The sequence below is a fragment of the Rhizobium sp. CAU 1783 genome, from assembly GCF_054551725.1.
Window position 1 is genome coordinate 69372 of the sequence record NZ_JBTOLM010000002.1, and the last position, 20850, is coordinate 90221.

Here is a 20850-nt window from a genome sequence, read left to right on the forward strand (position 1 = left end):
CATGTCGTTTCTCAAGATCTCACACCTGCGCAAATCCTACGGCGCCCTCGAAATCCTGAAGGACATCAATCTCGAGATCGAGGAAGGCGGCTTCCTGGTTCTGGTCGGTCCTTCCGGTTGCGGCAAGTCGACCCTGCTCAACACGATCGCTGGGCTCGAGCCGATCACTTCTGGCGAAATCGCCATCAACGGCCGAAACGTCGCCGGCCTGCCGCCGTCCAAGCGCGACATCGCCATGGTGTTCCAGTCCTATGCGCTCTATCCGAACATGACGGTGGCCGGGAACATCGCCTTCGGCATGGAAATCCGCGGCGTGCCGAAGGAAGAACGTGACCGGGCGATCGCCGGTGTGGCCGAGATGCTGCAGATCGGCCACCTTCTCGATCGCAAGCCGAGCCAACTGTCCGGCGGCCAGCGCCAGCGCGTCGCGATGGGCCGGGCCCTGGTGCGCAATCCACAGGTCTTCCTGTTCGACGAGCCGCTCTCCAACCTCGACGCGAAGTTGCGCGTCGATATGCGCACCGAGATCAAGCGGCTCCACAACCGCATGAAGACCACGATCGTATACGTGACCCACGACCAGATCGAGGCAATGACGCTCGCCACCAAGATCGCGGTGCTGAAGGACGGTGTGTTGCAGCAATTCGGCTCGCCGGCCGAAATCTACAACAACCCTGCCAACATGTTCGTCGCCGATTTCATGGGCTCGCCCGCGATGAACCTGCTGACGGCCAGGGTCGAGAACGGGTCAGGCGGCCTCGCCATCACGCTCGACCGCCCGGGCAGCACGCCGCTGTCCCTGCCGCTTGCGACGGACAAGGCCGCCCTGTCGGCCCATGCCGGGCGCGAGGTCGTCTTCGGCATTCGCCCGGAAGCGCTGACCGATCCCGACGGATCCGACCGCAATGCCCGTACCCTGGTCGAGGGCGAGTGCCTGATCGAGGTGGTGGAACCCGCCGGCTCCGACACATTTGCCGTCACCAAGCTCGGCGGCAAGGAAGTCGTCGCGCGCCTCAGGGCCGATGCCCGCATCGCTGCCGGCCAGACGGCCAAGCTTGCCTTCAATCTCGACAAGGCGGTGTTCTTCGATCCGAAGACGCAAAGCCGGATCGCCTGAGAACCGCCATGACGAGCACGCCAGACATCGTCATCATCGGCTCGGGGATCGGCGGCGCGACCGTCGCTGCCGGCCTTGCGCCGAGCGGCGCGAATATCCTGATCCTCGAGGCCGGCGATCACATCGCGGACCTGCCCGAAAATCGCGATCAGCGCGCGATCTTCCAGCGTGGTCACTTCCGCCCGAAGGAGATGTGGTACGAGGCCGACGGCACACCCTTCAATCCCGGCAACTACTACAATGTCGGGGGCAATTCGAAATTCTACGGCGCCGTGCTCGTCCGCTATCGCGCCGAGGATTTTGCCGAGATGAAACACCGCGAGGGTGTCTCTCCGGCCTGGCCGTTTCCCTATGAGGAACTGGAGCCCTGGTACTCCGAGGCCGAGCGGCTTTATCAGGTGCGTGGCAGCCTCGGTGAGGACCCGACCGAGCCGGCCCATTCGCGACCCTATGCCTTTCCGCCCGTGCCGGATGAGCCGGCCGTTGCCTCCGTTCGACAAAGGCTGAAGGCGAATGGTATGCATCCCTATTCCCTGCCGCTCGGTCTGGACCTCGATCGCTGGCTCGCCAAGGCGAAGACCCCCTGGGACGCGCACCCGAACTGCCACGACGGCAAAATGGACGCCGAGACGACGGCGCTCGCGTTGGCGCTCGGCTACCCGAACGTCACGCTCCAGACCCGCTCCCGCGTCACCAGGCTGGAAACCTCCGAGGATGGCCGCCGGATAACAGCCGTCCATGTGCTTCGCGACGGAACCAGCGAACGGATCGCTCCGCGCATGGTCATCCTTTCTGCCGGTGCCGTGCAATCGGCGGTCCTCTTGTTGCGCTCGGCGAACGACCGTCATCCGCGGGGGCTTGCGAATTCTTCCGACCAGGTCGGTCGCAATTTCATGAACCACAATTCGAGCGCCGTTCTGGCGATCTCGCCCTTCTATCGCAACACCTCGATCTACCAGAAGACCTTCGGCTTCAACGATTTCTATCTGTCGGATGGAAAGGGCGGGCCGCCGCTCGGCAATGTCCAACTTCTCGGGCGCGTGTCGGGCAAGATCCTGAAGGCCAATATGCCTTCCGTCCCCGAATGGCTGCTGGAGCGCGTTTCGCGCCATGCGATCGACTTCTATGCGATGAGCGAGGACATTCCCCATCCGGAAAGCCGCATCATGGTCGACGGTGAGCGGATCGTGCTCAAATGGCATCGCACCAACTGGGACGCTCATCTCGACCTGGTGGCGCATCTGAAGCGGGTCCTGAAGGCCGCGGGCTTCCCGATCGTGCTCTCGCGTCCGTTCGACAAGCGCACGCCGTCGCATCAGTGCGGTACGGTTCGCATCGGCAATGACCCGGCAACATCACCCCTCGATGTCTGGTGCCGGTCGTACGATCACCCGAACCTCTTCGTGGTCGATGCCGCCTGCCTGCCCACCTCCGCTGCCGTCAATCCGGCGCTGACGGTCGCGGCTCAGGCGCTGCGCGTCGCGGATCATATCGTCCGGGAGGACCTTGCAGCATGACCGGCCCACGTCCTCTCGCGATCATAACCGGAGGCCGGCGCGGCATCGGCCTCGGCATCGCCCGCGCGCTCGCCGGCGACGGCTTCGATATCGCCGTGACCGGCCTCGGTCCGCTCGCTCAGGACGATGGCGTTCTCGCCGAGCTCGAAAGGCGAGGCGTTGCTGCCGCCTATTTCGATGCGGACCTGTCCGATGTCGGCGGTCATGCCGCGACCGTCGAGAAGATCATGGCCCGCTTCGGGCGGATCGATTGCCTCGTCAACAATGCCGGCATGGGCTCGGTCGTGCGCGGTGATTTCCTCGACCTGACGCCGGAGAACTTCGATCGCGTGGTCGCGACCAACCTTCGCGGCACGGTGTTCTTCACCCAGGCGGTGCTGAAGGCCATGCTCGCATCGGGCGCATCGGAAGAGGCCCGGTCGATCGTCAACATCACCTCCGTCTCGGCGGAACTCAGTTCTCCGGAACGCCTCGACTACTGCATGAGCAAGGCCGGGCTTTCGGCCTTCAGCAAGGGGCTTGCCCTCTATCTCGCGGAAAAGGGCATCGGCGTCTTCGAGATCCGCCCCGGCATCATTCGCACTGACATGACAGCCGGTGTTGCCGGAAAATACGACGCACTGATCGCCGAGGGCCTGGTTCCGATGCGGCGCTGGGGTGAGCCCGACGACATCGGCGGAGTGGTGTCGGCACTCGCCTCCGGCCGCTTCGCCTTCGCCACCGGTTCGGTGATCGATCTGGATGGCGGCCTTTCGATCGGAAGGCTGTGAACTTGATTGTCCCTCACTCTGACCCTCTCCCGCAAGCGGGGCGAGGGGATGGAGACGCTGCGGCAAGTTTCCTTCTCCCCGTTTGCGGGGAGAAGGTGCAGGCAGGCGGATGAGGGGCACGTCACAAAGGAATTGGTTGGGGAAGACGCTATGACCTACGACTACATCATCACGGGCGCCGGCCCGGCGGGCTGCGTGCTCGCCAATCGCCTGTCGGAAGATCCGACGGTCAGGGTACTGCTCTTGGAAGCGGGCGGCGGGGACTGGAACCCCCTGTTCCACATGCCGGCAGGCTTTGCCAAGATGACCAAGGGCGTCGCCAGTTGGGGCTGGGAAACCGTGCCCCAGAAGCACATGAAGGGCCGCGTGCTGCGTTACACCCAGGCCAAGGTGATAGGCGGCGGCTCCTCGATCAATGCGCAGCTCTATACCCGCGGCAATGCCGCCGACTACGATCTCTGGGCCGCGGAGGATGGCTGCGACGGCTGGGACTATCGCTCCGTCCTGCCTTATTTCAAGCGGGCCGAGGACAACCAGCGCTTCGCCGACGACTACCATTCCTATGGTGGCCCGCTCGGCGTCTCCATGCCGGTCTCGGCCCTGCCGATCTGCGACGCCTATATCCGCGCCGGCCAGGAACTCGGCATTCCCTACAATCACGACTTCAATGGAAAGCAGCAGGCCGGCGTCGGCTTCTACCAGCTGACCCAGCGCAATCGCCGCCGCTCTTCCGCATCGCTTGCCTATCTGTCGCCGATCAAGGATCGCAAGAACCTGACGATCCGCACCGGCGCCCGCGTCGCCCGCATCGTGCTGGAAGGCACGCGCGCCGTCGGCGTCGAGGTGGTCACCGGCCGGGGTGTCGAGACGATCCGCGCCGAGCGGGAGGTGCTGGTTTCCTCCGGCGCGATCGGCTCGCCAAAGCTGCTCCAACAGTCGGGTATCGGCCCGGCCGATCACCTGAAGTCGGTGGGCGTCGATGTCCGGCATGACCTGCCGGGCGTCGGGTCCAACATGCAGGACCATCTGGACCTGTTCGTCATTTCCGAATGCACCGGCGACCACACCTATGACGGCGTGGCGAAGCTCCATCGCACACTATGGGCCGGCATCGAATATGTGCTGTTCCGCACCGGGCCGGTCGCCTCCTCGCTCTTCGAGACGGGCGGCTTCTGGTATGCGGACCCTGAGGCGCGCTCCCCGGACATCCAGTTCCATCTGGGTCTCGGTTCCGGCATCGAGGCCGGCGTCGAGAAGCTGAAGAATGCCGGCGTGACGCTCAATTCCGCCTATCTCCATCCGCGCTCGCGCGGCACGGTGCGTCTCTCCTCGTCCGACCCGGCGGCAGCGCCGCTGATCGACCCCAACTACTGGGAGGACCCGCACGATCGCAAGATGTCGCTTGAGGGGTTGAAGATCGCCCGCGAGATCTTCCAGCAGGCGGCGCTGAAGCCTTACATCATGGCCGAGCGCCTGCCCGGTCCCAAGGTCATGACCGACGAGGAGCTGTTCGACTACGGTTGCGCCAATGCCAAGACCGATCACCATCCGGTCGGCACGTGCAAGATGGGCAGCGACTCCATGGCGGTGGTCGGGCTGGACCTCAAGGTGCGGGGACTGGAGGGTCTTCGCGTCTGCGACAGTTCGGTCATGCCGCGGGTTCCCTCCTGCAATACCAATGCGCCGACCATCATGGTGGGCGAAAAGGGTGCCGACATCATCCGCGATCGGGCACCCCTGCCGCCGGCGGTCTTCACCCATGAACGCAACGACCAGCGCCCCCGGGCGCGGGCGAACATCCGATAGGGCCTTCCATGATCCGGCACTGCGTCTTCATCCGCTTCAAGCCCGAAACGACGAAGGAAACCAAGGCGGCAATCTATGCCGAGATCGCCGCGCTGAAGTCGCGACTGCCCGGCTTTCTGGCTGCCCATATCGGCGACAATGTCAGCCCGGAGGTCGGCATGGACAAGGGCTATGGTGAGGGCTTTGTCGTCGATTTCGATGGACCGGCGGCGCGGGACGCCTATCTTGCCGATCCGGAACACCAGAAGACCGGCGCCAGGATCGTCGACAACGCCGTCGGCGGCCTCGACGGCATTCTGGTCTATGACATCGAGATAGCGGACCAGAATTCGTGACCCTGACCGACCCACGCGCCTTCCTGACATCGCTTTTCGAGGCGGCAGTCCTTGCCGCCGACCCCTATGCGGCGATCAGGGCGCATCTTCCGGAAAGACCCAAGGGTCGCACCATCGTCATCGGCGCCGGCAAGGCGGCGAGCCAGATGGCGGCCGCCTTCGAGAAGCTGTGGGATGGTCCGCTCGAAGGACTGGTGGTCGCGCGCCACGGTCCAGTCGAACCGTGCCAGCGCATCGCGGTCCTGCAATCGGCGCACCCGGTTCCCGACGAGGCCGGATTGCGGGCGTCGGACGCCCTGTTGAAGAGGGTCGAAGGTCTCACCGAGGATGATCTCGTCGTGGCGCTGATCTCCGGCGGCGGCTCGGCGCTGCTGCCCGCCCCGCCGAACGGGCTGACGCTTGGCGACGAGATTGCCATCAACAAGGCGTTGCTCGCCTCCGGCGCGCCGATCTCGGCGATGAACGTGGTGAGAAAACATGTCTCGCGCATCAAGGGTGGACGCCTGGCCGCAGCCTGTGCGCCGGCCCGTGTCGTCAGCCTGATCGTTTCCGATGTCCCGGGCGACAACCCAGCCTTCGTCGCCTCGGGGCCGACCGTGCCGTCTCAATCCTCCCCCGCGGAGGCACTGGCGATCATTACCGAATATGGGATGCAACTCCCCGCCGCCGTCATGGCCCATCTGAAAACGGAAGCTGCCGACTCGCCGGATCCGGCCGACCCGATCTTTGCCCGTAACGAGGTCCATGTCATCGCTTCCGCCCGTGTCTCGCTGGAGGCGGCGGCGCACAAGGCGGAAGAACTCGGCATCCCGGCCGTCATCCTCTCCGACGCCATCGAGGGCGAGGCCCGCGACATCGGCCGCATGCATGCCGCGGTCGCGCGGGAGGTTAAGGAGCGGAACCGCCCCTTCGCCCGACCGGTGGTGATCCTCTCCGGCGGCGAGACGACGGTGACGATTTCCAATGACCGCTACGGCAAGGGCGGGAGAAACAGCGAACTCCTGCTGTCGCTGGCCCTCGATATCGACGGGACCGCCGGCATCCATGCTCTGGCGGCCGATACCGATGGCATCGACGGTTCGGAAAACAATGCCGGCGCCTTCGCCGATGGCACGACCGTGGCACGCATTCGCTCCGCCGGCGGCGACCCGCGCGCGCTGCTTGCGGGTCACGACGCCTGGTCGGCCTTCGCGCTCGCCGAGAGCCTGTTTGTTCCAGGGCCGACCGGCACCAATGTCAACGATTTCCGCGCAATGCTGGTGACGGACGACTAGGCAGCCGGCATCCACGCGGCCAGTGTAGCAAGTCCCTTGGCCAGCAGCGCTTCGGCTGCCGCCTGGTCCGTGGCCTCGACATAACAGCGCATTTCAGGGGCATTGCCTGAGGGGCGAAAGTGGACGACGCTGTCGTCGGCAAGCGTGACCCGCAGTCCGTCGATGTCGCTCACCGATTTGACCTGGCCGAGTGGAGCCACAAAGGCAGCAAGGTTGTCAGGATTTGCCCTGAGATGGGCCATCAGCGCCGCGCTGCGTTCGACGGCAAAATTCTCCAGCCGGTCGCTGAGCGCAATTGGCAGGCTGTAGGCTACGGCAAGCGCCGAGAGCGACTGTCCGGCCCCTGCCGCCATGCCCAGTACCGCAAGCGCCGGCAGAAAGCTGTCACGTGTCGGCAGAGCCTTCAGCACGGTTGTGCCGAGCGGGAAGTCCGAGCCGACCATCAGTCCGCCGTTGGCTTCGAAGCCGATCACGCCGTCCTTGCCGTCGGCCAGCGCTTCTTCCATCGCGGCGATCACGAAGGGTGAGCCGACCCGCGTGCGCACCACCTCGAAACCGCCGGCTGCCTCCAGTCCGGAGTTCGAGGTCACCGGCGTCGCAACGACCTTGGCCTCGAGGAACCGGGTGGCGACCAGCCCGAGAAAATCGCCGCGCAAAGGCCGTCCGTGTTCGTCGGCCACCAGTGGGCGGTCGCCGTCGCCGTCCGTCGAGACGATTGCGTCGAGCGAGAGCTTGTCCGTCCAGTCGGCCATCAGCCGGATCGTGTCGTCGGAAACCGCTTCGGTGTCGACCGGAATGAAGTCATCCGACCGCCCGAGCGGGAAGACGGTTGCGCCGTAGTGCTCGAACACCTTCACCATCATGTCGCGTGCGACCGTGCTGTGCTGGTAGACGCCGACGCGAAGTCCGGTCAGTGCACCCGCCGGCAAGACGGCCATGTTGCGCTCCAGAAAGAGGTTCGTGGCAACCTGTTCATGGTTCTCTCCGGAGCCCGCCTCGACCAGGTTGGCCGCTGCATCGCCGGAAAGCGTGTCGGCAAGCGTGGTGATCGCTGTCTCGTCCGCCTTGGTGATCTCTTCGCCTGGACGGTAGAACTTGATGCCGTTGCGGTCCGCGGGAATGTGCGAGCCGGTCACCATGATGCCGGCGGCGTTGATCTTGCCGCCGTATAGTGCGAGCGCCGGCGTCGGAATGGTGCCGCAAGCGATGGGCTCAAGGCCTGCGCGACGCAGCGCCGCCATGACGGTCGCGGCGATTTCGGGGCTCGAAGGGCGGAAATCCTGGGCGACGACCACTGGGCTGCCGAGTGCGGCGAGCTTTTCGGTGAGAAGGAAACGGGCGAACGCGGTTGCATAGAGAGCCGAGACGCTTCCGGCCAGCTCCGTCGAAAGACCTCTGAGGCCGCTCGTTCCGAATTTCACTGCCATCTTGCTCGTCTCCTCGCGATTGACCGTCGGTCGCATAGGTAGAGCGGGCGGGCGCTTTAGGCAATGCTGGGCGAAGGGCGTCTTGATCTCGTCGGTGTGGATGTTACGACCATCAGGTGATGCGAAGGGGATGATGATGAGTGGTCAGCGGCGCAGGTTTGTCTGGGAAATCGATTGGAACCTGCTGCGTACTTTCATGGTGATCGTGCAGGAGCGGGGATTGACCGCCGCCGGCGAGCGGCTGTCGCTTACCCAGCCCAGCGTCAGCAATGCCCTTCGGCGGTTGGAGACCCATATGGGCTGCCGCCTGATCGAGCGAAAGGCCGGCCATTTTTCCGTGACGCCGGCCGGTCAGCGTCTCTATGGCGAATGCGTGTCGCTCTTCGACATCGTCTCCGGCCTGCCGGGTCGGATCGACGAGTCGCCGGATGAAGTCGCGGGACACATCGACATCGCGCTCGCAAGCCACGTGGTCTGTCCGTTCCTCGACGACGTTTTGTCGACCTTCCACCGGACCTTTGCCGGCGTTACCCTGTCGCTCACCGTCGCGCCGAGCCGGGAGATCATCGGGGCCGTTCTCGCCCGGGAGGTCGCGCTCGGCATCTGCCTGCTCCCCGAACGCAACGCGAAACTCGAAGCACGACCGCTCTACCGCGAGCATTTCGGCTATTTCTGCGGGCCGCGCCACCGTCTGTTCGGCCGAAGCGACGTGCAACTCGCGGATCTGCGGGACGAGCCCTATGTATCGTTCAAGACGGACCAGATGGCCGATGCCCTATGGCCGGTGGCGCTGCTCCGCCAGCAGCAGGGGCTGTCCGGCAAGATCATGGGCACGTCGTCCCATCTGGAAGAGGTCAAGCGGCTGATCGTCGCTGGCTTCGGTTTCGGCCCCTTGCCGATCCACGCCGTGGAAGGGGACGTCGACGCAGGCCGCCTCTGGCGCCTGCCGCCGTTCAGCGAACCGCCCGCCGTCGACGTGCATCTCATCCACGATCCGGCCGCGCGGCGATCTCGGCCCGAGACCTTGCTGCTCGAAGCGCTAGGCAATGCCCTCGATGAGACGCCGCTCGAAGCCCGCACTTATCCGCGAGCCTGAGCGAGGAGGGCGTCAGACTGACTTGGTGCCGTAGCCCGACAGGAATGACGTGAGATTGTCGCCGAGTTCGTCGCACAGATAGCCGCCTTCCTGCACGATGACGGCGGGACGACCGAGCCGCGCCAGCGCCTCGCCGATCCGTGCGAAGCCTGGCGTCGTCACGGCAAGGCCGCCGAACGGATCCTTCTCGAAGGCGTCGAGCCCGAGCGCGATGACGATGGCATCGGGGCTGAAGGCCTCGACACGTCGCAGCGCCGCCTTGAGCGCGTCGAGATAGGCCGCGTCGTCCGATTTGCGCGGCAGCGGCACGTTGTAATTGTAACCCAGCCCTAGGCCTTCGCCCCGTTCGTCTGCATGGCCCCAGAAGAAGGGGTAGAAGCGCACCGGATCGGCATGGATCGAGACGGTCAACACGTCCGAACGCTCGTAGAAGACGCCTTGCGTCCCGTTGCCGTGATGCAGGTCGACATCGATGATCGCGACGCGTTCGGCCGTGCGGCGCAGGCGCTGTGCGGCGATCGCCGAATTGTTTAAGAAGCAGAAGCCGCCGGCAACGTCGCGGAAGGCGTGATGGCCCGGCGGCCGGCAGAGCGCGTAGGCGGCACTTTCTCCCGCCATCACGGCATCGGCGGCCGAGACGGCGCTCCAGGCACTCCAGCATGCGCTGTCGAAGGTCTCCGCGGAGATCGGGCACGAGGTGTCGGCCATGTGATAGCCGGCCTGTCCTACCGCCGATGCCGGATAGCTTCCGGTGCGGGCGATCGGATGGATATTGGGGATCACCTCTTCCGAAGCGCCCTCGATATGCTGCCAGCGCTGATAGATACGTTGCAGGAAGTCGAGATATTCAGGTGTGTGGATCGCCGAGATCGGGCCGAGCCCGTGATTGTCTGGGCGCACCTGTCCGAGCCCGGCTGCTCGGGCGCCGTCGAGCAGGCGCTCGGTTCGCTCCGGCTGTTCCGGGTTGGGCTGGCGCCCCCCGCTCGACAGGAAGAACTTCGGGTCATGGCGCTTCTGCTCGTCAGCGAAGAAGACTTTCATTCGTTCATTCCCTCCCGGGCGAAGGCTTCGAACGCCTCGCCGCGCATCATGTGGATCTGTTCGTCGCGCGAATGGCGAATGCCGACGCGTTCGTAGAAGGCCTGGGCTGACAGGTTGGCCGTGTCGACCGACAGTCGGAGATAGCGGGCGCCGCGTTGATGGCCACGGGCGGCAGCCGCTTTCAGCAATCGCTCGCCGATCTTGCGTCCGCGAAAGGCATCATCCACGTAAAGGTCCTGAACATAGATGCCGAGCTGTCCTCGCCAGGTGGAAAAGCTCCAGAACGACAGGCACATGCCGGCGAACCGGCCGTCGACTTCTGCGATCAGCGCCTCGAAATCCGGCCGTTCGCCGAAACCGTGCTTCAGGAGGTCGACCGGCGTGCTCTCCATCTTCCCTTCGTCGCCGGTGTGGCGGGCAAGCGCGAGCAGGGCCGCGTGCAGCGTCTCCACGTCGCCAGCCAGTGCCTGGCGGATCGTCAGCGATATATCGTCGACCATGCTTTCTCCTAGAAGGCGACCCGGTCGGCGCCCTTGAGGCCGAGCATGGCACGTGCCTCGTCCGGTGTCGCGGGTTCGAGCGACAGCTCGTCGAGAATGCGCACGATACGGCGGACCTGGTCGGCATTCGATCGGGCGAGTTCCCGCCCGTCATAGAGGCTGTCCTCGAGCCCGACGCGGACATGGCCGCCCATGGTGGCCGCCATGGTGGTCATCGGCATCTGTTGGCGGCCGGCCGCCAGGACGGAAAAGCGGTAGTCGTCCCCGAACAGCTTGTCGGCGATGCGTCGCATATGGGCTAGATTGTCCGGATCGGTGCCGATCCCGCCCAGCACGCCGAAGACGAACTGGATGAACAGTGTTCCGGAGATCAGTCCGCGATCACGGAAATGCGCGAGCGTGTAGAGATGGCCAACGTCGTAGCATTCGAACTCGAAACGGGTTCCGCAGCCTTCGCCGAGCCGTTTGAGAATCGCTTCGATATCGGAAAACGTGTTCTTGAAGATCGTCCCGCGTGTCGCTTCCAGCAATTGCGGTTCCCACTCGTGTTGCCACGTGCGCGGCCGGTCGAGTGCCGGGTAAAGCCCGAAATTCATCGATCCCATGTTGAGCGAGCACATTTCCGGCTCTGCGCGTAGCGCGGCGGCCAGCCGATCGTCGAGCGTCATCAGGGAGGAGCCGCCGGTGGTGATGTTGATGACCGCGCCGCAGGCCTGCTTGATGACAGGCAGGAATTGCATGAAGACGGCGGGATCGGCCGATGGTCGCCCGTTCTCGGGGTCGCGGGCGTGCAGATGCAGGATCGCGGCGCCGGCTTGGGCGGCTGCGATCGCATCGCTGGCGATCTGTTCCGGGGTGACCGGAAGATAGGGCGACATCGACGGCGTGTGGACCGAGCCGGTGACCGCGCAGCTTATGATGACCTTTTTCGATTTCATGGTGTCCCGCTATCGCCTGGAGGGGTTGATGGCTCGCTCGAGCACGTTGTGTGTCACCTTCTCGACCATGGCATCGCGTCGCAGAAGCCCGGCAACCCATTCGCAGGTACCGGCGTGGAAGACCTCGCCCTTGCCCTTCGGGAAGTTGACGATCATTCCGTTGGAATAGCGAACCTTTTCGAGGTTCTCGTCGCTCGCCTCACCGTAAAGGGTTTCCGCGATGAAGCGGCCGTCCTCGTCGCCGAAGAACTGGTCCTCGATCGACAGGAAGTCGGCTTCCTCCACCTGGCTTGCCATGCCGAGAGCGAGGATTTCGAGCCCCTGCGGTGCGCCGCTTGTCGGGCTCGGATAGGGCCTGCCGTGACGGATCTCGTAATCCAGTCCGTCGACTTCATAGCCGTAGATATGACTGTTTGCCCCGAGCAGGTCGCCGTAGAACAGGCCGGTTCCGGCAAAGGCCCAGTGTTTGGGTCGGTAGATCGGAAAGCCGCACGCGCCGCGCGGCGCGCATCCGCCCCAGCCCGCATAGACGCCGTTCGAGGAGTTGAGCCCGAAGGTCGCCGATCCCGGCCTGCCGATTTCCGGTGCTTCCCAGCAATTCGTCGCCCGGCTGGTGTCGCCGGTCTGGTAGACGGGATCCTCGGAACGGGCGCGATATTTGTAGCAGACCTGTTGCGTACCCTCGTTCTCGAGGCGCGTTTGCCACATGAAGTTGCCGGCGAACCGGGCGGCATGCCCGCCGCGCTCGACAAAACGGTCGACCGCGTCACGCATTTCCCACGTCCAGTATTCGTCATGCCCGACGAAGACGGCGCAATCATAGCCCTCCAGCAGTTCCGGATGGAAATGCAACTCGTGCTGGGTGGCGAGATCCACGCCATAGCCGGCCCTCTCCGCCCAGCGGAAGAAGTGGCTGTCATAACTTGCCCAGCCCGCCGAGGCATATTTCTTGGAATGCCCCGTCGCATAGGCCCATTCCATATGCGGATAGCGCGGCACGGTGCCGGGCGGCATGTCGACTTCGAGCGGCACGCGAGGCGCCTCGGGCGGCAACACGACGAAGCCCCGGCACCATGGCCGTTGTGTGCTGACACGCACGGAATACTGGTTGCGGTCAGGCCCGGTGATGCCTTCGTAATGATTGGAACCGCCCCAGGTGTTGTAGGCCGTCCAGGTGCCTGTCGCCGCGATCTGCAGTATCCGTCCCGGCCGGCGCGCCACCGGCGGGCGAAGGATGAAAAGGTGGTGGCAGCGGATGGGCGCGCCATCGCGCCCTTCGGCCGTCAGCGTCAGGCGATAGGCGCCTGATGGCCAGTCTTCCGGGATGGCGAAGGAGAAGCTGTCCTGCCAGCCGCAGCCATCGACGGAGCAGTGTTCAGGGGTCTCCTGCCAGTGGGACGAGAGATTTTGCCGCGTGAGGACGAGGGTATCCGTGGCTCCGTCCCGGGCCACCAGGAGGTCATAAGCAGGAGCGGTGGAACTGACGAAGAGGGTGACCGTCTCGCCCGGCGCATAGGAAAAGCGATCCGAGTAGCACCAGATCTCGCCTCGTTCGCCGTCCATGCCCGGATACTCGTAGTAGTGGGTGCGGACCGCCTTGTGCCTCTGCGCGGCATCCAGGCCGTAATCGGGAAATGTCTTGGGCAATGCCATCGGTCGGTCTCCGGAAGGGAACGTCGCGGGCGACGCATCCATCGCACTTGGCGCGGTTTCACAGAGCATCCTTCAGGCGAGGACATTTTTCAAATAGATCGCTGCAATGGCGATCATAGATTACATGAATGATGTGGCTGGGATATCGGGTCCGGAAATGAAAAGAGCCCGGCGCGGGAGGAGGTGCGCCAGGCTCTTAAACTTGATCGGCAATTGGGAGGAGGAGTATTGCCGATCCTATCTAGCGGCGCTGGGAGGAGGAGTGCACCGCTTCGATGATTGAAATATAGCGGCATCGCTGGCGGATTGCTATCTTCGTTGCTGCAATGCAGCAGTGCGATTTGTGCATGGCTCCGCTCGTCACAAGGATCGGGATCGGCTGGAGCCAACATATTCTGGCGAGAAGATAACACTCTCTGCCTGAATTTTCATCACACTTGGGCTGAATCCGTCTTAATTTGCGCGGTTGCGCAGCGATGGCCACTGCCGGCAGGCGATGCGAGGTTTCACGCGCCCAGTGTGTCGAGGAGTCGAGGCAAATCGGCGACCGTTTCGATGACGTGGTCCGCCCCAGCCTCCTTCAACATCGTACCGATGCGTTCGTGCAAGGCCTGACGTTCCGCGGGGTCGAGAGCGGCAAGGTCGGCAGGCGTCAGCCCGGCTTCGTTACCCGAGAGCGTGAGGCCGACCGTTACGCATCCAGCGGCAACGCCTTCCGCGATGCCGGGTACGGTGTCGTCCACCTTGATCACAGCCTGCGGCGGATAGACCAGCAGGTCCACGAAACACTGATACATGCCGATTGGAGTCGGCCGGCCGAGTGGCAGGTCGTCCGCACAGATCAGATTGTCGGGCTCGTAGCCCTGCTTCGCGGCGATCGGCAGGACCCGCTTCATGATCGAGCGCGTGTAGCCGGTCGTCGAGCCGATCTTGATGCCGCGGGCTCGAAGATAGGCGCAGGCCTCGAGCGCGCCCGGTATGAGTTCGCAATAGTCGACGACCACCTCTTCGTTGAGCGGCACGAAAAGTGCGTAGACTTCATCGATGGCGGCGTCGTCCGGTGCATGACCCCGGGCCGCCTGCCAGCGGGCGGCGATGTGGGGTTCGTTGAGCATTGCGGCGATGTGCGCCCGCTTCGGCAGCCCCATCGGTTTCCGCGCATCGGCAATGGTCACCTCCACGCCGAACTTGGCGAAGGTTTCGACGAAGGCACCCATGGGTGCAAAGGAGCCGAAGTCGATCATCGTCCCGGCCCAGTCGAAGATCACTGCCTTGAACTTGCTCATGCTGTCCTCCCGTAAAGATCCTCAATGGTTTCCTCGCCGATCCCGAAAGCGGTTGAGGCACCGCACCCGCTGGTGACCACGGCGATGCGAACAGAATCAGATGGTTTGTCGGTGAAGCGCCAGTTCTTCGCCGAGGCATAGGTGCCGACCCAGCGTTCACGGATACGGCGTCCTGGAAGATTGAGCACGCGGTCGAGTTCGCCGAGGATCAGATCGTCAACCGCCTCGGATGCGAAAGGATCGGGTGTCGCGGCGTAATGATGGCTGTCGCCGACGACCAGCGATCCGTCAGCCGACTGTGTGACGATCAGATGGATGCCATTCTCCCGCTCCGCCGCAAGGTCGCTGTCGAGGCGGGCTTTCAGCCGTTCCGCCTCCGGCAGTTCTGAATAGCCGAGATAGCGGCCGAGCCCGAGATCCGACATCACGGCTGTCTTGAAGTCGAGCGGTGCAGTCGGCTGGACGCGGAGCATTTGCAGCTTGCACCGTGTCGCGCCGTAGGCGGCAACTCGTTCGGGAAAGAGTGCCGTGAAGTCGTCACCGGGACAAACCACCGCCGCCTCGGCTTCGACGAGACCCTGCGAGGTGGCGATATGAGGCGGCTCGACGGCGGTGACAGTGGTACCCCAGCGAAACTCGACGCCATGCCTCTCTGCAAGATAGCGGGTCAGCAGCGGAATGGCGGTTCGCGATTCGACGCGTACCTCGTGCGGACTGTGGAGAACCCATCGGCTTGCCGGGGCGCGAAGTGCCGGAACGAAGCCGCTGGCTTCCTCATGTCCCATCCTTCGGCAGCCTTCCCCCATCTCCGTGCGCAGGAAGGCGTCGATGACGGCTTCCGATTCCTCGAGCCGCGCTGCAAGGATCATGCCCCGCTGCAGGACGGCGATGCCGGCATCTCCGACAAGGCCGGCCCAGATCTCGCGGGCGCGCCGCGCCTTGGTCCAGCAGTCGCCTGCGCCCTGGCCGGTGACCGTCACGAATCCGAAATTGCGCACCGAGGCGCCGTTCGCCTGGGCATCGCGGTCGATCACGACCACCTTCTTGCCGCGGCGCGCGGCAGCCAGCGCATGGGCGAGGCCGACAATGCCGGCGCCGATGACGGCAAGATCATAAGTGGCCATGACGTTTCCCCGTCTGTCCGAAGGCTGCACCGAACCGGCGCATCGCGCGCCGGAACCCCGAAAGATTCGATCCTGCCTATGGTCTCTGTTCATAAAGGGAATGTGACGGTTCACGAGCGTGCCAGTACTCTGTTCGGCGCTGGGGTCGGCCGTGATACGCGGTGGACGGAATTTTACGTCGCTGTCATCGTATTTTCATTTGCATATTGATCGAAGGCGATGAGACTGCGCCGTCGCCGGGCGGTATCTTGTGCCCGTACCGTTTTTTCCCCTCGGAGCATTTTCATGAAGCCGAATATTTTGCTGATCACCGCTGACCAATGGCGCGGGGATTGCCTTTCCGCGGTCGGACATCCGGCGGTGAAAACGCCCAACGTCGATGCGCTCGCAGCCGAGGGCGTGCTCTTTCGGCGCCATTATGCCGGAGCGGCACCCTGCTCGCCGGCGCGCGCTACGCTTTATACCGGCCTCTATCAGATGAATCATCGCGTCTGCCAGAACGGTTCGCCGCTCGACGCGCGCTTCGACAACGTGGCGCTTGCCGGCCGCCGCGCCGGCTACGATCCCACCCTCTTCGGCTATACCGACGTTTCGCCCGATCCCCGTGCCGTTGATGCGCAGGATCCGGTCCTGACCACCTATGAAGGCGTGCTCGCGGGCTTCACCGTCGGCCAGATCCTGCTCGAGCACGAGCGCCAGTGGCTGAGCTGGCTGCGCTCCAGAGGTCACGAAGATGCCTGGACGCGCGACGTGCATGGCAGCGGCGAATTGGGAGCCGCTCCTGCCTATGGCGCCGACGAGACGCAGACGGCATTCCTCACCGACGCCTTTCTCGCCTGGCGCGAAATCCAGGATCGCCCCTGGTTCGCCCACATTTCCTATCTGCGGCCTCATCCTCCCTTCTGCGTGCCGGAGCCTTACAACAGCATGTTCGCCCCCGGCGACGGACCGGCCTATGCCCGCGCCGCCAGCCGTGCCGAGGAAATGGCGGTTCATCCCTTCACCCGCTACGCCATGTCCCAGCAGACCAAATCCAGCTTCGTCCATGGGGCCGAAGGTCCGGTCTCCGACTGGACTGCGGAGGATTTCGATCGCATTCGCGCCGTCTACTACGGGATGATCGCGGAGGTTGACGCGCAGTTCGGGCGGATCGCCGCCGCCTTGCGCGAAAGCGGCCAGTGGGAGAACACGCTCGTCGTCTTCACCTCCGACCACGCCGAGATGATGGGGGATCACTGGAGCCTCGGAAAGGGCGGCTATCAGGACGGCAGCTATCACATCCCGCTGGTGATCCGTGATCCGTCCGCCTCGGATGTTGCCGGGCGCCAGGTCGATGCATTCACCAGTGCCGCGGACATCATGCCGACGCTCTGCGAACGCCTCGGGCTTCGCCCGCGCAATCACCAGGACGGCAAGTCCCTACTGCCGTTCACGCAGGGCGGCGCACCTGACGGCTGGAGAGATGCGGCATTCTTCGAGTTCGACTTCCGCGACGTGGTCGACGGCGAGCGGGAAGCGCATTTCGACCTGCACTCCAACCAGTGCAACCTCTCGGTCGTCCGCGACAAAGCGTTCAAATATGTGCATTTCGCCGGCTTGCCGCCCTTGCTCTTCGACCTGGAGAAGGATCCCAACGAACTCGTCAATGTCGCCGAGGACCCGGCCTACGCGATGACCCGCTTGCGCTATGCCGAGAAGCTCCTGTCGCTCAGGGCCGCGCATCTTGATCAGACGCTCGCCTATACAGAGCTTACCCCGGAAGGCCCGGTCAGCCGACCGACCGTCTGAGACGCATTGTCGGGCAAGGACGTCTCCACCTTTGCGGTGAAAGCGGTAGTGCTTGGCGCTGCTTTGGGCTATAGCCAGCGCCAAGACATTATCCGCGATCTGGAGATTTGGATGGCCGCGACGATCCGCTATCACGAGGGTGACATTTCCGCAGCCGATGCGGCGCGCTATACCGGCGCGATCGCCATCGACACCGAGACCCTCGGCCTGGTGCCGCGCCGCGACCGGCTCTGCGTCGTGCAGCTCTCGCCGGGCGACGGCACGGCCGACGTCATCCGCATCGCCGCGGGACAGAAGGAGGCGCCAAACCTCGTCGCCATGCTGGCGGATCCGAAGCGCGAGAAGATCTTCCATTTCGGCCGCTTCGACATTGCGGTGCTTTTCCACACCTTCGGCGTCACCACGACGCCCGTCTTCTGTACCAAGATCGCCTCGCGGCTCAGCCGGACCTATACCGACCGCCACGGGCTCAAGGACAATCTGAAGGAGATGCTGGAGGTCGACATCTCGAAGGCGCAGCAGTCGTCCGACTGGGCGGCCGAGATGCTGACCCCGGCCCAGCTGGAATATGCCGCCTCCGACGTCCTCTATCTCCATGCGCTGCGGGACAAGCTGACGGCACGCCTCGTTCGCGACGGCCGCATGGATCACGCCAACGCCTGTTTCGAGTTCCTTCCGACCCGGTCCAAGCTTGACCTGCTCGGTTGGGAAGAAACGGACATCTTCGCCCATAGCTGACCGCCTGTTCGGAACCCTCTCCTATCAGCGAACGACCCCGAGCCGGGCGACCACATCCTTGGGAATGGCGTAGCGGCGGATCGCATCGGCCTGATCGCGCATGCCGCAAAGCTCGCGCTGGATGAACAGTGCAAACACGGCATCGGCCGCTTCGTTCAGGAGGCCACCGATGTCGAGGGCCTGCGATCTCGCTTTCTCTAGCGCCTCAAGTTCCGCCTCCACCCTGCGGCCGGCACGGGCCAGCGCGTCCGCCTTTTCCACCGCAAGCTCGTAGTCCAGCGCGGAGAGCGTTCCGGATCGGCCAGGTGACAGAGAGGAGGGCGGGCGAAGGCTCATTCGGTTTTCCTGAGGCAACGCTCCCAGGATGGCCGTCATCCTCGACGGGTTCAAGAGGCCTTCAATTTGCCGATCGTCAATTAAGCTTTCTTAAGCACTTCGTCGCATGATGTTCGCGCGGACACGGAGGGTAGATTTTCCGTGTCTTCGTCAGCCTCGAACTAGCGATGTGAATGCGGCCACGATGGAAGCATCGAGCATACTTTTGGACAGCGTGTTGCGTAGCGGAACGGCCCCGCCTGAAGGCAGGTTCTCCGCAGACGGCCCGGCCGGCGATATCTTTGGCGAATGGCTCGACCAGGCCGACACCCCGGCATTTGCGGGGGCGGCGGAGCAATGGAGTGACGAGGAAGAGTATGCCGCACCCGAGGAGCCAAAAGCCGCCTATGTGCCGGCGACCTGGCTCGATGCGGTGGCGCTGGAACACACCGAAAGCTATGTCCCGCCCGTCGACATGATTTCGGCCGTCAATTCCGACGATAACGGCCTCTACCGGATGTTCAGGAACATCTCGCCCTGAAACTCAGTGCGGCATGGCGTCGAAGGCATGCCTGCGCACGTCCTCGAAACTCCATTCCTTGAGAAGACGGCCGTTTTCCCAAACCGGCACCAGAAGGTTTTCCCGGAGTCCGAGCTCTTCCAGCGGAACGCCGGCAATTTCCCCCTCGTCGCGATAGACAGCCTGCCGGCCTCCGCTCGGCACCTTTTCGCGCGGATTGGCCGGACGCCGGCCGATCGTCTGCCAGTTTCCGTCGGACGCTAGCATGGCGCTGGTGCGAAAAGTGAAGGAGAGCGTATCGCGGCTCACCTTCTGTAGCAGCGTCGAGCCTATGCCGAACGAGATGTTCTCCGCCGAAAAGCCCATTGCCTCGAGCCGACCGAGGATCATCTGGATATCCTGATGCGTCACCCCGTCGGACTGGATCACCCGGACATTGTCATCCAGCACCTTGAAGCCCTTGCCGTTGAGATGAGTACCGTAGGCATAGGCGAGCTGCGCGACCACCTGCACCGGCGTGTCGATCGGATCGCCGCTGTCCGGGCGCACGACCAGTGTCGCCCCGGCCGCGCGGACCTTGGTCTGTAGCGTCTTGCCCCAGACTTCGGCGACGGCGTTGTTGAGGTCGTAGCTGTCCGACACCACCGAATAGGCGCCGAAGCGTGCGAAACGGTCGATCATGTTGGAGAAGGCATCGGTCTCCCGGCTCTGGCCCCAAGCCGTCATCGTCGTGTGTTCGGAGGCGGGAATGGAGCGCCCGGCCATCAGCGCGCCGTAGTAGCGCCGTGCGTGCCGGACACCCGCAAGCGAGTCCGAAATGTGGAAATGGACGAGGTGGGCCGCACCGCCAAGTCCTGTCTGTTCGAGGCTCGTCGTGCTGCGCCCGCCGAAATCGCTGATCATGCGCGGGATGAGTTCTTCGGCCCGGTCGCTGGTCCGCTCCAGGAACGGCGCAATCATCTGGCGCAGCCGCCAAGCCATGGTCGTCACCGTTGAGGGATACCAGACCGCCCGAAGAAGCGCCGTTTCCATGTAGGAGGTGAGCCACGGCAGATGGGGATCGGTGTTCGAGATCTGCACCAGAGGAACATCGCGGCGCACGGCGAGGCCCTCCGGCAGGGCTTCGATGCGAATCGGCAGGTATCCGCCGTGCACTTTCAGGATATGGACCCATCCGGCGCGATCAAAAGGCTGGCCGTTCAGCGTGGCCACCTCTTCCGCCTCGTCGATGTCAGCGGTGGTGATCGGTTTGCCCAGGTATTCCTTCAGGAACATCTGCAGACCGAAGAACATGACCTCGGGCTTGTAGGAGTGCCCCCGCGTCGTGACATATCCGGAGACTGCCCGCACGCCTCCCGGATACTGCAGAAAGTGGCCGAGCTTGTAGCTGTCGGTGTTCAGAATGAGATTCTGTTGGTTCATCGTGCAGCTTCCGGCGCGAAGGAATGGGAACTTGCCTCTACGCAAAAACGCTTGCTCCAAGCTGTAGGGTAATCCGGGCGGGGCGGCAATGCGCAGGATTTCCTAATATGGCTTAGTGATTTGTTAACCATTGTGACGCAGCATACGGAATCATTAGTGAGGCAATGTCTTCTGCAGGCGCCG

At 64.0% G+C, this 20850-nt stretch carries 19 protein-coding genes; 10 read left to right on the plus strand and 9 right to left on the minus strand.

What is annotated here, in order from left to right:
* Window position 1: 1 nt before the first annotated feature.
* The 6 genes from ACX93L_RS07065 to ACX93L_RS07090 all read left to right on the plus strand — a co-directional run bounded on the left by ACX93L_RS07065 (window position 2) and on the right by ACX93L_RS07090 (window position 6819).
* On the plus strand, window positions 2–1117 hold the full coding sequence (locus ACX93L_RS07065; RefSeq protein ID WP_459404207.1) for an ABC transporter ATP-binding protein: 1116 nt from the start codon (window positions 2–4) through the stop codon (window positions 1115–1117).
* 8 nt (window positions 1118–1125) lie between these two features.
* The gene (locus ACX93L_RS07070) at window positions 1126–2634 is read left to right on the plus strand and encodes an FAD-dependent oxidoreductase (protein WP_459404208.1); all 1509 of its coding nucleotides are present in this window, start codon (window positions 1126–1128) and stop codon (window positions 2632–2634) included.
* Window positions 2631–3404, plus strand: a complete 774-nt coding sequence (locus tag ACX93L_RS07075) for a 3-ketoacyl-ACP reductase (RefSeq protein ID WP_459404209.1) — start codon at window positions 2631–2633, stop codon at window positions 3402–3404. Before ACX93L_RS07070 ends, ACX93L_RS07075 begins: the two co-directional genes overlap by 4 nt.
* A gap of 150 nt (window positions 3405–3554) precedes the next feature.
* Window positions 3555–5210, plus strand: a complete 1656-nt coding sequence (locus tag ACX93L_RS07080; RefSeq protein WP_459404210.1) for a GMC family oxidoreductase — start codon at window positions 3555–3557, stop codon at window positions 5208–5210.
* Between the two features lie 8 nt (window positions 5211–5218).
* On the plus strand, window positions 5219–5545 hold the full coding sequence (locus ACX93L_RS07085; protein WP_459404211.1) for a Dabb family protein: 327 nt from the start codon (window positions 5219–5221) through the stop codon (window positions 5543–5545).
* Entirely contained in the window at window positions 5542–6819 is a 1278-nt protein-coding gene (locus ACX93L_RS07090; RefSeq protein WP_459404212.1) for a glycerate kinase type-2 family protein, read from the plus strand. The genes ACX93L_RS07085 and ACX93L_RS07090 overlap by 4 nt, the downstream gene beginning before the upstream one ends.
* Here the strand turns inward: ACX93L_RS07090 and ACX93L_RS07095 are convergent.
* Complete coding sequence (locus ACX93L_RS07095) at window positions 6816–8246, minus strand: phosphomannomutase (protein ID WP_459404213.1); 1431 nt, start codon at window positions 8244–8246, stop codon at window positions 6816–6818. The two genes, ACX93L_RS07090 and ACX93L_RS07095, sit on opposite strands and share 4 nt — an antisense overlap.
* Window positions 8247–8382: 136 nt before the next feature.
* Between ACX93L_RS07095 and ACX93L_RS07100 the strand changes: the two genes are divergently transcribed.
* Window positions 8383–9342, plus strand: coding sequence for a LysR family transcriptional regulator (locus ACX93L_RS07100; protein ID WP_459404214.1), 960 nt, complete (start codon window positions 8383–8385; stop codon window positions 9340–9342).
* Window positions 9343–9354: 12 nt separating this feature from the next.
* Here the strand turns inward: ACX93L_RS07100 and ACX93L_RS07105 are convergent, their stop codons facing one another.
* From ACX93L_RS07105 to ACX93L_RS07130, 6 genes are all read right to left on the minus strand, one after another.
* Window positions 9355–10383, minus strand: coding sequence for a histone deacetylase family protein (locus ACX93L_RS07105; protein ID WP_459404215.1), 1029 nt, complete (start codon window positions 10381–10383; stop codon window positions 9355–9357).
* The gene (locus ACX93L_RS07110) at window positions 10380–10883 is read right to left on the minus strand and encodes a GNAT family N-acetyltransferase (protein WP_459404216.1); all 504 of its coding nucleotides are present in this window, start codon (window positions 10881–10883) and stop codon (window positions 10380–10382) included. The genes ACX93L_RS07105 and ACX93L_RS07110 overlap by 4 nt, the downstream gene beginning before the upstream one ends.
* 8 nt (window positions 10884–10891) lie before the next feature.
* The gene (locus ACX93L_RS07115; protein ID WP_459404217.1) at window positions 10892–11821 is read right to left on the minus strand and encodes a beta-keto acid cleavage family enzyme; all 930 of its coding nucleotides are present in this window, start codon (window positions 11819–11821) and stop codon (window positions 10892–10894) included.
* Between the two features lie 9 nt (window positions 11822–11830).
* A complete protein-coding gene (locus tag ACX93L_RS07120) occupies window positions 11831–13474 on the minus strand; it encodes a N,N-dimethylformamidase beta subunit family domain-containing protein (protein WP_459404218.1) in 1644 nt (547 codons plus the stop codon).
* A 506-nt stretch (window positions 13475–13980) separates the two neighbouring features.
* Window positions 13981–14760: a phosphonoacetaldehyde hydrolase gene (gene phnX / locus ACX93L_RS07125; RefSeq protein WP_459404219.1), complete on the minus strand. Its 780-nt coding sequence runs from the start codon at window positions 14758–14760 to the stop codon at window positions 13981–13983.
* A complete protein-coding gene (locus ACX93L_RS07130) occupies window positions 14757–15884 on the minus strand; it encodes a TIGR03364 family FAD-dependent oxidoreductase (RefSeq protein WP_459404220.1) in 1128 nt (375 codons plus the stop codon). Before ACX93L_RS07130 ends, phnX begins: the two co-directional genes overlap by 4 nt.
* 285 nt (window positions 15885–16169) lie before the next feature.
* On the opposite strand from ACX93L_RS07130, the gene ACX93L_RS07135 reads away from it, so the two are divergent.
* Window positions 16170–17672 (plus strand): alkaline phosphatase family protein, encoded by a 1503-nt coding sequence (locus tag ACX93L_RS07135; RefSeq protein WP_459404221.1) that lies wholly within the window; start codon window positions 16170–16172, stop codon window positions 17670–17672.
* Between the two features lie 111 nt (window positions 17673–17783).
* Window positions 17784–18410: a ribonuclease D gene (locus ACX93L_RS07140; protein ID WP_459404222.1), complete on the plus strand. Its 627-nt coding sequence runs from the start codon at window positions 17784–17786 to the stop codon at window positions 18408–18410.
* Between the two features lie 24 nt (window positions 18411–18434).
* Here ACX93L_RS07140 and ACX93L_RS07145 read toward each other — a convergent pair whose 3' ends face one another.
* Entirely contained in the window at window positions 18435–18746 is a 312-nt protein-coding gene (locus ACX93L_RS07145) for a DUF6665 family protein (RefSeq protein WP_459404223.1), read from the minus strand.
* A 217-nt stretch (window positions 18747–18963) separates the two neighbouring features.
* Between ACX93L_RS07145 and ACX93L_RS07150 the strand changes: the two genes are divergently transcribed.
* Window positions 18964–19266: a hypothetical protein gene (locus tag ACX93L_RS07150; RefSeq protein WP_459404224.1), complete on the plus strand. Its 303-nt coding sequence runs from the start codon at window positions 18964–18966 to the stop codon at window positions 19264–19266.
* A gap of 3 nt (window positions 19267–19269) precedes the next feature.
* Here ACX93L_RS07150 and ACX93L_RS07155 read toward each other — a convergent pair whose 3' ends face one another.
* Window positions 19270–20667 (minus strand): nicotinate phosphoribosyltransferase, encoded by a 1398-nt coding sequence (locus tag ACX93L_RS07155; RefSeq protein WP_459404225.1) that lies wholly within the window; start codon window positions 20665–20667, stop codon window positions 19270–19272.
* Window positions 20668–20850 lie beyond the last annotated feature (183 nt).